Genomic DNA, 13,209 nt, shown 5'->3' with positions numbered 1-13,209 from the left:
AAAGTTGAAAAAGGTAGATTTTTGCAGGGATTTCTCTAAAAGAGGCGAAGCCGTTAAGAGAAAAGAGGGGTGAGAATTACTTGATCAAATATAAATATATGCTAGGGATATTTTTCGCTTGTCTTTTACTTACTCTATGTATTTATCCATATTTACCAACTCGTATGGCTGTGCATTGGAACGAGAATGGTGGAGCGAACGAGTTTATGAGTAAACAAGGCGTCGTATTATTTATTCCTGTCCTTATTATTATTGTACATGGATTAATATATGTTATTTCGCATAATATATATAAGTTTAACGAAGGAGAGCATTTCATTATAAGTGGATTTATAAAGAGTATTACTTTATTTATGATGTTTGTCCATATACTAATTCTCTTTATTAATATTGGAAGTATTATATCCTTTCAGACAGGACTAACGATTGGAATTAGTATGTTTCTTTTTATGTTTAGTAAAGTGTTTAAAAAGGTGAAGGATAGAGAGAAAGAACCGATCAAATTACAAAAAATCCGTTTAGTCAGTGGGCGAATCTTTCAAGTGATGGCATGTAGCATATTATTTTCATTGCTTTTGAGCCTGAAGTGGGGATTTTATTTGTTAATTAGTGTAATAAGCTGCGGATCTATTTTGTTTATGTTCTACATTTTATACGCATACATATTAGAAAGCTATGAAACATAAAAAAGAGTCTTCTAGGAGAAGACTCTTTTTTCTATTTACTTCGTAATAAATTGTTGTGTCCAGTAGTTGCCGCTTTCTACATAGCCAACACCGATATGAGTGAAGCCACTATTTAAGATGTTTGCACGGTGTCCAGCACTGTTCATCCAAGCTTGTACAACTTCTTCTGGAGTACGTTGACCTTGGGCGATGTTTTCACCTGCAGATTTATAAGAAATACCAAACTTCTTCATCATGTCAAACGGAGACCCGTATGTAGGGCTGTTATGATCAAAGTAGTTGTTTTTCTGCATATCTTCAGACTTAATGCGTGCTACTTTGCTTAATTCAGTATCGATTTGTAATGCTGGTAAGCCTTGTTTTGTACGCTCTGCATTTGTTAATTCAACAACACGTTGTTCGAATTCGCTTAAAGATTTTGCTTCTTCAGCAGGCTTTTGCTCAGCAGGTTTTTGTGTTTCGTTTTGAGTATTATTGTTTTCAGCTGGTTTTTGAGCTTCTGGTTTAGCAACTTCTTCAGCAGGCTTTTGTTCAGCTGGTTTTTGTGTTTCCTCAGCAGGCTTTTGAGCTTCTGGCTTAGCTGTTGGTTGTTCAGTTACAACATTTTCAGTAGGCTGTTGACCAGGAATGAAGCAATCTTGTTGGAATTGACCTTGATTCCATTGTGCTAATGACTCAACTCCCATAGATTGTAAGAATGCTTGTAATTCTTGTTGGCTCATTTGTTTCATCATTACTTTTGAATGCTGAATATTTTGAACCTTTATGTTAGATGGTTGTACTGTTGCAGCTTGTGCATCTAAAGATGATACTCCTAAAGTAAGAGCTGTTGCAGCAGCTACAGATAATAAAACACGCTTTTTCATGATGTGTGTCCCCCTATATAAAGTTTTAATTTGTTTTCACACGATTTGTTTTTGACAGCCTGTCTGACTGACAAATCCATCGTAGCATACAATTTGCGAGAAAAAAGATGGAAAAAAATTCATAGACTTTGAAATTACCTAATTTATCCTAAGAGAAGAAAAGGGAAGAAATAAGAGAAACATAGAGTATAAAAGGAATTTTTGCATTTTTATACTTGGTTTTAAGAGAGGGTTTTTGGATAGATTTACCTAAATGGAAAATAAAGAATCCTATTGTATCAATGGTTTGAACATTTTTTTGAGGAATATACTGGATTGATTTTTACAAAACTGTAATGTTTCTGTTGTTCTTTTTTATAATAAAGTAACATATTTTTAATGTTGTAGCAGACAAAAAAGCGGCTATCTCTTTACATAGACGAAGGAGATAGCCGTTTTCCTATTATTACGTATGTTACGAGTTATTACGAGTTGGTTTCAATTGCTTCTAATAATAAATCTACAATGTGAATTCCTCTCATTTTATGAGAAAGATCTTCTCGTTCAATACCTAATTTCATTTGTAATAGACAACCTGGATTTGCAGTAACAATTGTCGCCGCGTCTGTTTCATGCACACGGTCCATTTTATAATCTAGAAATTCCATTGATAACTCTGAATGAACAATATTGTAAATACCAGCAGAACCACAGCAACGGTCCGCATCTTTCATTTCGCGATATGTTGAGCCTTGGATGGCTTCTAGTAACATACGAGGTTCAGAAGATGTTCGCATAACATTGCGTAAATGACAAGAGTCTTGATACGTAATGATTTGCGGTGGAAGTCGTAAGTCATTACGTTTATGGAAATCTAGTTCTACTAGTATAGCAGTAATATCTTTAATTTTAGAAACAAATTGCTTTGCTTGTTCAGCCCACTTAGGGTCATCTTTTAATAAATAATCATAATCTACGAGATAAGCTCCGCAACCACCTGCATTGGTAATAATATAGTCGATGTTTAAATCTTCGAATGCTTTTATATTTCGTTTTGCTAATTCTTTCGCTCCACTCTTTTCACCAGCATGCCCATGTAATGCCCCGCAGCAACTTTGTGTTTTCGGAATAACGATATCACAACCAGCTAACTGAAGAAGTTTCATCGTTGCGTTATTTGTTTCTAAAAACATCGTATCCATTAAACAACCTGTGAAGAATGCAACTTGTTTCTTCTTTGCCACCTCAGCAGGTAAAAATTCAGGACGATCTTTCATTGCTTTCATTTTAGGAACTTTTGGCAAAACGAGATCTATCGTTGCAAGTGTTTCAGGGAATAACTTCATAATACCTGTTTTATGTGTTAGCGTTTGTAAACCAGAACGCTGGTAAAATCCGATTAGCCCTGTTAATGTTCTCATTCGGTTTTGATGCGGGAATAGTCCTTCAAAAACGACTTTACGAACAGCTCTCACGGGCACTGAGAACTTTTTATTTTGATTAATAATATCACGAGCTTCTTCTAATAAATGTCCATAATTCACACCAGATGGACAAACAGGTTCACAAGCACGGCAGCCTAGGCAAACATTTAATGTATTTTCAACATCTTCATCTGGCTCAATTAAACCATCAGCGACGGCTTTCATTAAGGCGATACGTCCGCGTGGTGAATGTGATTCTTTATATCCAGATTGAATGTAAGTAGGACAAGTCGGTAAACAAAAACCGCATCGCATACAGTTTAGTAGTTCATCTTCACTTAATCGTTCTTTAAATTCCTTTTGAATGTTTTCTTTATTTAATGTGGTCATCGCTCAACCACCACTCTTTTACGAGAGTCTTTCGCGAACATCTTTCCAGGATTCATAATGTTGTTTGGGTCGAAGGCTTGTTTAATCCCTTGCATAGCAGCAATACCTTCTTTACCTAATTTCATTTCTAAATAAGGAGCTTTCATCGCGCCAACACCATGTTCGCCGGTAATCGTACCACCAAGCTCAATCGCTTTCGCAAATATTTCAGCAAAAGCCTGTTCAGCACGGTGCATTTCTTCTTCATTACGGGCATCTGTCATACAAGTTGGGTGCAAATTACCATCACCAGCATGACCAAAAGTACAAATAGGAATATTATATTTCTTTGCAATTGCATTAATTGCTTCAACCATTGGAGCGATTTGTGAACGTGGTACAGTTGCATCTTCTAATATTGTTGTCGGTTTTAGTCTTGCAAGTGCTGATAGTGCACTACGGCGTGCTGTACGAAGCGCATCTGCTTCGGCTTCATCTTTTGCAACGCGAACATCGACCGCATTCATAGCACGGCAAACGTTAGCCATTTTTTCAATATCTCGATTGACAACCTCGGGCGGGCCATCTTGTTCAATTAATAAAATTGCTTTGACGTCAGTTGGTAAACCGATTTGTGCAAACTCTTCTACAACTTCAATTGTTGGTTGATCTAAAAACTCAAGTGTCGCCGGAATAATTTTATTTGCAATAATAGCAGAAACAGCTCGAGCAGCTTCGTTAATATCTTCATATAGCGCAAGCATCGTTTTCTTCGTTTCAGGCATAGGGACAAGTTTTAATATAGCTTCCGTAACAACACCAAGTGTTCCTTCAGAACCAATAAATAAACGAGTTAAATCATAACCAGCTACATCTTTTGCTAATTTACCGCCAGTGCGAATGATATCGCCGTTCGGTAAGACAATTTCAAGCCCCATTACATAATCACGTGTTACGCCATATTTTAAACCACGTAATCCGCCGGAGTTTTCATTAATGTTACCGCCGATTGTAGAAATTTTCATAGAGCTTGGATCTGGTGGATAAAATAAACCTTTTTCTTCTACTGCTTTAATAATATCAAGTGTAATAACACCAGCTTGTACAGTAATTGTTAAATTCTCTTCGTCAATTTCTAAAATATTGTTCATATGGCGGAAAATAAGGACGATACCACCTTCAAGTGGACACGTTCCAGCGCAAAGATTTGTTCCAGACCCGCGAACATATACAGGGATTTTATGAGTGTTACACACTTTTAACACTTCAGCTATTTCATTTGTATTACGAGGAGCAATGACTGCATCAGGCATCGCTTGGAAGTTTGGAGTGGCATCATAACTATAAGTTAAACGCCCCATATTGGATGTATCTACATTATCTTCACCAACAATAGATACGAATGAATCAATAATTTGTTTTTCTAACATTGGAAATCCCCCTCAAACTGTTAACGTATTTCGTCATAATAAAAAACGTTGTAACAGTGCTTTCGTTATAATGATAAAAAAGTTGGGGGATTCTTTCTATGTACAATCATCTAAAGATTAATATATTTTATCGTTATTTTTTATATGATTATCTAATAAGAGGAGTGCGAAGTATAAAATATTTAAATCTTTGAATTGTTTCGGGTCAAGTCCTGTATGCTCTTCAATCTTTTTTAGCCTGTAATGCAATGTGTTAATGTGTATATGTAATTGCCCAGCTGTCTGCTTATAAGATTGGTTATAATCGATAAATAAACGTAAAGTGTGCATAAGCTCAGGAGATGATACTAAGTTTTCAATGGTACGCTCTAGAAACTGTTCCCGAGTTTCAGTAGAAATATCTTGTAAGCACATTTCTAAACGTAAATCTTCATTAAATACAATTTCTTTCGTTTCAAGTGATACTGAAAGGGCGCGTAGTGCTTGTTCGTACGATAAGTTCATATTGCTTGGCGTAACTGTTTGTCCAATCCCGATATATAAAGTAATAGAAAATAAAGTTTCACAGTCTTTTTTTAACCGTTTTAAAAATTGAAAGGTTTGCTCTTTGGATTGCATTGTGGTAAACAAAATAAACCGATCATTTCCCCAGCGAACAAATAAATTTTCTTTTGCTACAATATTGCGCATATGTTGCCAAATTTTACGCTGGAGCATCGTATTATCTTGGGCGATTGATAATAAAATAAGTTGTTTCTTCTTATATAAATCAATGCCAAGCGTTTGGGCACGATCGAGAAAACTTGGAGACCAGTCTGTATTTTGAAGCCAATCAAAGACAAATGCTTCATAAGAAAGGTGCTCAAGTTCTAGTTGTTCTAAAAAGTAGTTTTCATGAATTAATAATTCGGTCATCTTACGTAATATTTCTCCGTATTGTGAAATATTTTCAGGTTCTCCTGTAATTCCAATCACGCCGATTACTTCGTCATGGAATAGTAAAGGAAGATTCATCCCAGCTTTTACACCTTGCAGTCGTTGTTCATCATCTTTTGTAATAATGACAGTTCTCTTTTGTTTCGCACAGCGGAGTGCACCTTCATGAAATTGACCGATTCTTTCCGCATCTGTACTTGCGATAATAACGCCTTGTATATTAATAATAATAATGTTTTCAGTAATTAATCTGCGTACTTCACGTACAATTTTATTCGCTAAATCAGGAAAAAGCATAATTTGCACACCTCAAATTCTATTTGTTGTACATTATATATGTAAGTTTATTAATAAAGGAAGATTTCACATTTTCCACACATTTATTTGTTACTTTACAATTATAACGAAATCATCCGAAGATGGAGGGAATCTTTTGAGAAAGTATGTTTTTCTTCTCTGTTTTTTATTTCTATTAGTAGGGTGTCAAGGAAGTTCGTATACACCGATTGCTAAAGATAAAAGTGTTATTATAACAACGAATATAAAGGAAGGTAGTATTAGTTTTATTGATAAAAAAACAAAGAAGCTATTAACAACATGGGAATTAAATGAGCCGATTGCGGGGGTTACGCTACTTCCAAATGGCGAGGAAATACTCGTTTATGGTAAGCAATTAGAATATATGTATGTATATTCACTAGCAGAAGGAAGACAAGTGGACAAGTATAAGACTGGAAAAGGAATTGCTAATGTTATCGCATCAGATGATGGAAAACAATTATTTGCTGCCGATCAAAATGAACAAAAGGTAAGGTTCTTTACGATAAAAGGAAAAGAGACAGGGAGTGTTTCAACAGGAAAAGGGCCGATAACGATGGTAGAGCATCATAACCAGTTATCTGTACTAAACTTTTATGATACGAAACTAACGACCATTGATACAAAGAAAAAAGAAGTGATACAGTCCTTTATGATTCCGCCAGCATCAACAGGAGCGACGGTTAGCGCTGATGGGAAAGAAATATGGATTGGTGGACATGGTGATGGAAGTCAAGTGAATGAGAAAGTATTAGTGTATTCTTTACAGAGCGGAGAGATGATGCGTTCTTTACATGCTCCGTTTATGCCTGTGAATATAACAAAGGATGATAAGTATGTATATGCGCTAAGTCACGGTTCAAATACGCTTAGAAAGTTTGATGCAAGTACGTATCAAGAGGTAGGATTTGCAGAAGTAGGATCTAATCCATTTGCATTTTTGAAAAGCGGTGCAGAAGGATATGTAGCTAGTTATGATAGCGATGAAGTATGCGTAATGGATATGAAGAATATGAAAATAAAACAAACAATTAAAGTCGGAAAAGGACCGTTTCAACTCATAGAGAGAGAAGGGGAAGGACAATGAGTAAATATAACGTGCTAGTCGTAGATGACGAAAGTGATATGAGGCAACTTGTCGGAATGTACTTAGATAACTTCGGATACGAGTGGGGAGAAGCTGAAAATGGAAAAGAGGCACTTCGAAAATTAGAGACGGATCATTACGATTTCGTTGTACTAGATATTATGATGCCTGAGATGGATGGGCTTTTAGTTTGTAAAGAGATTCGAAAAACGTCGGATGTACCTATTATATTTTTAACAGCAAAAGGTGAAGAGTGGAATAGGGTGAACGGCTTACGGATGGGGGCAGATGATTATATTGTAAAGCCATTTAGTCCCGGGGAACTAATTGCTCGTATGGAAGCTGTTTTAAGACGATATACAAAGCAAGAACAGCAAGAAGAGATTCAATTTGGACCGATTCTTATTAATGAAAAAAGTAGGAGGGTCGAGACGAATGGTGAGACGATTCCTCTTACGGTAAAAGAGTTCGATTTACTATATTTTCTTTGCCAACATAATGGACAAGTATTTAGCCGGGAACAATTGCTTGAAAAGGTGTGGGGATATGATTATGCAGGAAGTACAAGAACGGTAGATACGCATGTGAAAACGATGCGTCTAAAGCTAGGAGAAAGTGGAAACTACATTCAAACCGTTTGGGGTGTAGGTTATAAATTTGAGGTGTAACGTATGTTTACGATGGTACAAAAGCTTTGGCTTACAGTAGTATGTGCAGTATGTGTAACAGTTTCCTTTCTTTATTTTGTATCTTTATACTCATATGAAAAGTTATACGTTGATAATTTAAAAGATTCATTAGTAATGGAAGGGAAACGTCTTGCCACGCAATATGATAAACGTGAAGGAGTATCCACTTTTGAAGAGAAAGTAAGGGCATATGATCAAATATCTAGTTCAGATGTCCTTTTCGTATACAATCCGCGTGATTTAAGCGCATGTTTGCCTTTTGATGTTCACCATCATTCTCTTATAAGTGAAGGGGATAGACAGGCGCTATTAGATGGGAAAACTGTGACAAAGATAGGGTATGAAGAACATTTTGATCGTAATATTATGGGTGTTGTCATCCCTGTTTTAGATAATAAAAAATTAGTTGGTATTGTATACTCTTATATTCCTTTAAAAAGTATAAAAGACTTAATATTTGATATGGGTCTTATTTTAGCGCCGTTAGCACTTGCAATGATTTTAATTACAATATGGATTGGTAGAAAAATTATTATCGCTATTACGAGACCACTTTCGCAAATGGAACGAGTTGCAAATCATTTGGCTACTGGAGATTTCTCAGAGCGGATTACAATTTCTTCAGAAGATGAAATTGGACGATTGGGAAAAGCTTTTAATAAAATGGCAAATTCCTTAGAAACAGAAGATGTAAAGCGTAAGGAATTTTTAGCTAATGTTTCGCATGAACTTAGAACACCGCTTAGTTATATTAAAGGATATAGTGAAGCTATTTTAGACGGTGTAGCGAAGGGGCCGCAGCAGGAAAAAGTAACGCAACTTATTCATAAAGAAGCAGGTCGCATGCAGCGCCTCGTTCATGATTTATTAGATCTAGCACAGCTAGAAGGGGAACACTTTCCCCTAAAGAAACAACCTATCGTTTTTTCACAGCTTATTGAAGATGTACTAGATACGTACGAGTTACAGTTTATAGAAAAAAAAATTCGTATTTCAACGAATTTAAATCCTGAAATTATCGTAATGATTGATGAGGATCGTATGCAACAAGTACTTCATAATGTGTTAGATAATGCGATACGTTATACAAATCAAAACGGGGATATCATAATAACATTAAAGCAAATCGATGATTATTGTGAATTGCACATAAAAGATACAGGAATAGGTATTGATAGAGAGCATTTAGAAAATCTCGGGGAACGCTTTTACCGAGTAGATAAAGCGAGAAGTCGTCAACACGGTGGAACAGGTTTAGGTCTTGCAATTGTTAGGCAAATTGTTCATATACATGATGGTGAGTGGAGAATAGAAAGTGAAAAAGGTAAGGGAACGACAGTTATTATTAAATTAAAAGCACAAGATGAGGAGAGCATATTCTAACTTTTGGAATATGCTCTTCATATTGAAGGTAAATAGTTACGCGTAAATGTATTAATTAATATCAAAAATTTGACTATTTTATGAACAAAACATTTGTACTTCTTACTAATTCGTTCTAAAATAGTTATGGATGCTAAGTTCTTATAAAACGTTACAATTGTTGTTTGGAAGATACTGAGGTGATTTAACTGGAGTACAAATCTATTAAACCGAAAAAAATTTACGAAGAAGTATCTGAAGCTATTTTAACAATGATTAAAAATGGTACGTTAAAACCTGGTGACAAACTACTTCCTGTTCATCAATTAGCTGAGCAGTTTCAAGTTGGCAGATCTGCTGTTCGTGAAGCGCTAAGTGCGCTAAGAGCAATGGGCTTAATTGAAATGAAACAAGGAGAAGGTACATATGTAAGGAATTTCGATCCTTCTTCATTAACAAAATCACTAAATAACAAGTTATTAATGAAGAAAGAGGATATTTTGAATTTATTAGAAGTACGTAAGGTGCTCGAAGTGGGGGCAGTTCGAGCGGCAGCGGCAAAACGTACGGAAGCTAATTTGCAAAATATGAAGTATTGGTTAGATGAAATGGCAAAGAGCATTGGAGATGAGAAGGCTGGCGAAAAAGCAGACTTTCATTTTCATATGGGAATTGCAGAATCTTCGCATAATAACATCTTACTTGAGCTCATGAATCATGTTTCAGAGATGATTGCCGAAACGATTGGTGAATCAAGACGCATTATTTTATATGGTGAACAAACAACATCAGAACGACTTTTAGAAGAGCATCAATCTATATATAATGCGGTGTTAAAGCAAGATGTGGAATTAGCGCAGCAAGCAATGCTAAATCATTTAACAAATGTAGAACATATTGTCACAGGTAAAAGTGACATAAATTCGTAATTTAATCTTTTAAAATTCTAATTTTCTGATAAAATAGAGAGAGATTAAGTAAACGTTTTCTTTAGAAGAGGGAGAGGATAGGCTATGGTTGAGCCTACTTCTTCTAATCTTAGTCATCTGATGACCATATGATTGTTGGCGAAGTTGTAATGAGGGGGAATTATAGTTATGAAAGTTACTTTATTTGTTACTTGTATAGTCGATATGTTTGAAACAAACGTCGGCAAAGCAACAGTTGAAGTATTGGAGCGTTTAGGTTGTGAAATTGAATTTCCAGAAGCACAAGTTTGTTGTGGTCAGCCTGCATATAATAGCGGCCATGTAGAAGCAGCAAAAGAAGCGATGAAACATATGATTGAAACTTTCGAAGATGCAGAATATATCGTTACGCCATCTGGCTCTTGTGCGACAATGTTTCATGAGTATCCGCATGTTTTTAAAGATGATCCGAAGTGGGCTAAACGTGCACAAAAGGTTGCTGATAAAACATATGAATTCACACAATTTATTGTAGATGTTTTAAAAGTTACAGATGTTGGTGCAAGTTTACCAGGGATAGCTACTATTCATAAATCTTGTCATATGACACGCCTGCTTGGAGTAAAAGAGGCACCAGGAATTTTATTATCAAACGTAAAAGGATTAATTGTGAGAGAACTGCCAAACGTGCAAAATTGTTGTGGGTTTGGGGGAACGTTTTCAGTTAAGATGACTCCAATTTCTGAGCAAATGGTAGATGAAAAAGTAGATAGTGTAATGGAAACAGGTGCTGATTATTTAATTGGTGCAGATTGTGGGTGTTTGTTAAACATTGGCGGACGTATTGAGCGTTTAGGAAAAGAAGTAAAAGTAATGCATATTGCTGAGGTCTTGAATAGTCGCTCATGAAGGGGGAACATAAGCTATGTCTATGAAAATCAGTGAGAAAAAATTTAATGATCGCGTTGGCGATGGAATTCAAGATTCGTTTATGCGTGGCGCAGTATCTTCTGCACAAACGCGTTTATATACAAATCGATTGAAAGCAGCTGAAGAGTTAGGGAACTGGGAAGAGTGGCGTGAACTAGGTGAACAAATTCGTCAACATACGTTAGAAAATCTTGATTATTACTTAATGCAGTTAAGTGAAAATGTATCAAAAAGAGGCGGTCACGTTTACTTTGCGAAAACGAAAGAGGATGCAGCAAAGTACATTCAAGACGTTGCAAAAAAGAAACAAGCGAAGAAAGTTGTAAAATCAAAATCAATGGTAACTGAAGAAATTAGTATGAATCATGCCCTTGAAGAGATTGGTTGTGAAGTGTTAGAGAGTGACTTAGGAGAGTATATCTTACAAGTAGATAACGATCCACCATCACATATTATTGCACCTGCGCTTCATAAAAACAGAACGCAAATTCGTGATGTATTTAAAGAAAAACTTGGATATGAAAATTCTGATGATCCATACGAAATGACAAAGTTTGTTCGTAAACAACTTCGTGAGAAATTTATGGATGCAGAAATTGGTGTGACAGGTTGTAACTTCGCTGTTGCAAATACGGGCTCTCTTTGTTTAGTAACGAACGAAGGTAATGCCGATCTTGTTATGTCGATTCCGAAAACACAAATTGCAGTAATGGGTATGGAACGTATGGTTCCGACAATGGAAGAATTAGATGTTTTAGTTGGTTTACTATGTCGTAGTGCAGTAGGTCAAAAGCTAACAAGTTATGTAACAGTAGCAGGACCAATTCAAGAGGAAGAGGTAGATGGACCAGAAGAGTTTCATTTAGTCGTTGTTGATAATGGACGCTCTCAAATTCTTGGATCGGAATTCCGTTCAATATTGCAATGTATTCGTTGTGCTGCTTGTGTAAATGTATGTCCTGTGTATCGTCACGTTGGTGGACATTCATATGGTTCTATTTATTCAGGACCAATTGGTGCAGTGTTAACACCACTTTTAGGTGGGTATGACGATTACAAAGAGCTTCCTTATGCATCTAGTTTATGCGGAGCATGTACAGAAGCTTGTCCAGTAAAGATTCCGTTACATGATTTATTATTAAAACATCGTCAAGTTATCGTTGAGCAAGAAGGACGTGCCCCACTTGCAGAGAAATTAGCAATGAAAATGTTTAGTATGGGCGCATCTTCAGCAGCTTTATATAAAATGGGATCAAAAATAGCACCGGCAGCAATGAGTCCATTTACATCTGGTAACCGTGTATCAAAAGGTGTTGGACCACTTAAAAACTGGACGGATATTCGTGAATTCCCGGCTCCAAGTAAAGAACGATTCCGTGATTGGTATAAAGATCATAAGAAAGGCGGGGACAAATAATGACAGGATTAATTCAAAACCGTGAGTCCTTTCTAGATAATATCGCAAAAGAACTTGGGCGCGCGCGTAAAACGGAAGGCGTAGAACGTCCAGCATGGAAAAGTAATGTGAATGAAGAAACGTTAAAAGATTATTCACAAGAAGAACTGTTAGAAGTATTTAAAAATCAATGTACAAACATTCATACAACTGTTGTGGAAACGACAAACGACTGTTTACGTGAAGATATTCAAAAAGTAATCGTTGAAAACGGCGGAGGACCTATTATATTATCAGCAGATGAGCGTTTTGATTCCTATGGATTGACTTCTTTATTTAAAGAAGAGCTTCCAAAGCAAAATGTTGAAGTAAATATATGGGATCCTGAGAAAAAAGAAGAGAATATGCGTATAGCGGAAAAAGCGAATATTGGAATCGCATTTAGTGATTATACTTTAGCGGAATCGGGTACGATTGTTGTACAAAGTCATAAAGGACAAGGGCGTTCTTTACACTTTTTACCGACTGTATATTTTGCTATTATTCCACGTGAAACACTTGTACCTCGTATTACACAAGCAGTTCAACATATGAACTCTCGTGTGGAAAAAGGTGAAGCAGTCGCATCTTGTATTAACTTTATTACAGGACCAAGTAACTCAGCGGATATTGAAATGAATCTTGTGGTCGGAGTACATGGACCATTAAAAGCAGTATATTTCATCGTATAAAATAGGGGAAAGCAGGCCGGAAAACGGCCTGCTTTTTTAATAGAATAAAGATAATATGAAGTAGAAGTTCTCTCCTTTTTTTGTTATGTTCTTTTGGA

General features: G+C 36.1%; 12 protein-coding genes. 8 read left to right on the top strand and 4 right to left on the bottom strand.

The annotated features are described in order from the left end of the window. The first annotated feature begins 80 nt into the window (after positions 1-80). A complete protein-coding gene (locus tag MKX77_RS17660; RefSeq protein ID WP_341307349.1) occupies positions 81-686 on the top strand; it encodes a DUF1648 domain-containing protein in 606 nt (201 codons plus the stop codon). 35 nt (positions 687-721) lie between these two features. Here MKX77_RS17660 and MKX77_RS17655 read toward each other — a convergent pair whose 3' ends face one another. The 4 genes from MKX77_RS17655 to MKX77_RS17640 form a co-directional block, all read right to left on the bottom strand. Beyond that, the gene (locus MKX77_RS17655; RefSeq protein ID WP_341307348.1) at positions 722-1,552 is read right to left on the bottom strand and encodes a CAP domain-containing protein; all 831 of its coding nucleotides are present in this window, start codon (positions 1,550-1,552) and stop codon (positions 722-724) included. A 464-nt stretch (positions 1,553-2,016) separates the two neighbouring features. Next, entirely contained in the window at positions 2,017-3,345 is a 1,329-nt protein-coding gene (locus tag MKX77_RS17650) for a (Fe-S)-binding protein (RefSeq protein ID WP_341307347.1), read from the bottom strand. After that, entirely contained in the window at positions 3,342-4,754 is a 1,413-nt protein-coding gene (gene glcD, locus MKX77_RS17645; RefSeq protein WP_341307346.1) for a glycolate oxidase subunit GlcD, read from the bottom strand. Before glcD ends, MKX77_RS17650 begins: the two co-directional genes overlap by 4 nt. 117 nt (positions 4,755-4,871) lie before the next feature. Then, complete coding sequence (locus tag MKX77_RS17640; RefSeq protein ID WP_341307345.1) at positions 4,872-5,987, bottom strand: CdaR family transcriptional regulator; 1,116 nt, start codon at positions 5,985-5,987, stop codon at positions 4,872-4,874. A gap of 136 nt (positions 5,988-6,123) precedes the next feature. Here MKX77_RS17640 and MKX77_RS17635 point away from each other — a divergent pair, with 136 nt between their 5' ends. The 7 genes from MKX77_RS17635 (at position 6,124) to MKX77_RS17605 (ending at position 13,111) form a co-directional block, all read left to right on the top strand. Continuing rightward, positions 6,124-7,095, top strand: coding sequence for a YncE family protein (locus tag MKX77_RS17635; protein ID WP_341307344.1), 972 nt, complete (start codon positions 6,124-6,126; stop codon positions 7,093-7,095). Continuing rightward, complete coding sequence (locus MKX77_RS17630; RefSeq protein ID WP_341307343.1) at positions 7,092-7,763, top strand: response regulator transcription factor; 672 nt, start codon at positions 7,092-7,094, stop codon at positions 7,761-7,763. Before MKX77_RS17635 ends, MKX77_RS17630 begins: the two co-directional genes overlap by 4 nt. A 3-nt stretch (positions 7,764-7,766) precedes the next feature. After that, positions 7,767-9,167 carry a sensor histidine kinase gene (locus MKX77_RS17625; protein ID WP_215555644.1) on the top strand — a complete coding sequence of 467 codons (1,401 nt, stop codon included), beginning with the start codon at positions 7,767-7,769 and terminating at the stop codon, positions 9,165-9,167. Between the two features lie 218 nt (positions 9,168-9,385). After that, positions 9,386-10,075, top strand: a complete 690-nt coding sequence (locus MKX77_RS17620; RefSeq protein ID WP_341307977.1) for a FadR/GntR family transcriptional regulator — start codon at positions 9,386-9,388, stop codon at positions 10,073-10,075. A 168-nt stretch (positions 10,076-10,243) separates the two neighbouring features. Then, the gene (locus MKX77_RS17615) at positions 10,244-10,963 is read left to right on the top strand and encodes a (Fe-S)-binding protein (protein WP_215555645.1); all 720 of its coding nucleotides are present in this window, start codon (positions 10,244-10,246) and stop codon (positions 10,961-10,963) included. A gap of 16 nt (positions 10,964-10,979) precedes the next feature. Next, a complete protein-coding gene (locus MKX77_RS17610) occupies positions 10,980-12,401 on the top strand; it encodes a LutB/LldF family L-lactate oxidation iron-sulfur protein (protein ID WP_002158757.1) in 1,422 nt (473 codons plus the stop codon). Next, the gene (locus tag MKX77_RS17605; RefSeq protein WP_341307342.1) at positions 12,401-13,111 is read left to right on the top strand and encodes a LutC/YkgG family protein; all 711 of its coding nucleotides are present in this window, start codon (positions 12,401-12,403) and stop codon (positions 13,109-13,111) included. The genes MKX77_RS17610 and MKX77_RS17605 overlap by 1 nt, the downstream gene beginning before the upstream one ends. Positions 13,112-13,209 lie beyond the last annotated feature (98 nt).

Origin of the sequence: Bacillus sp. FSL R9-9410 (assembly GCF_038050385.1) — a bacterium.
GTDB classification, from domain to species: domain Bacteria; phylum Bacillota; class Bacilli; order Bacillales; family Bacillaceae_G; genus Bacillus_A; species Bacillus_A cereus_U.
The sequence above is the reverse complement of the archived record's forward strand: the minus strand, read 5'-3'. Positions and strand labels throughout refer to the sequence as shown.

Coding starts and splice junctions, on each gene's coding strand:
- MKX77_RS17655 (WP_341307348.1), bottom strand. CDS start 1,552: ATGAAAAAGCGTGTTTTATTATCTGTAGCTGCTGCAACAGCTCTTACT.
- MKX77_RS17650 (WP_341307347.1), bottom strand. CDS start 3,345: ATGACCACATTAAATAAAGAAAACATTCAAAAGGAATTTAAAGAACGA.
- glcD (WP_341307346.1), bottom strand. CDS start 4,754: ATGTTAGAAAAACAAATTATTGATTCATTCGTATCTATTGTTGGTGAA.
- MKX77_RS17640 (WP_341307345.1), bottom strand. CDS start 5,987: ATGCTTTTTCCTGATTTAGCGAATAAAATTGTACGTGAAGTACGCAGA.
- MKX77_RS17630 (WP_341307343.1), top strand. CDS start 7,092: ATGAGTAAATATAACGTGCTAGTCGTAGATGACGAAAGTGATATGAGG.
- MKX77_RS17625 (WP_215555644.1), top strand. CDS start 7,767: ATGTTTACGATGGTACAAAAGCTTTGGCTTACAGTAGTATGTGCAGTA.
- MKX77_RS17615 (WP_215555645.1), top strand. CDS start 10,244: ATGAAAGTTACTTTATTTGTTACTTGTATAGTCGATATGTTTGAAACA.
- MKX77_RS17610 (WP_002158757.1), top strand. CDS start 10,980: ATGTCTATGAAAATCAGTGAGAAAAAATTTAATGATCGCGTTGGCGAT.
- MKX77_RS17605 (WP_341307342.1), top strand. CDS start 12,401: ATGACAGGATTAATTCAAAACCGTGAGTCCTTTCTAGATAATATCGCA.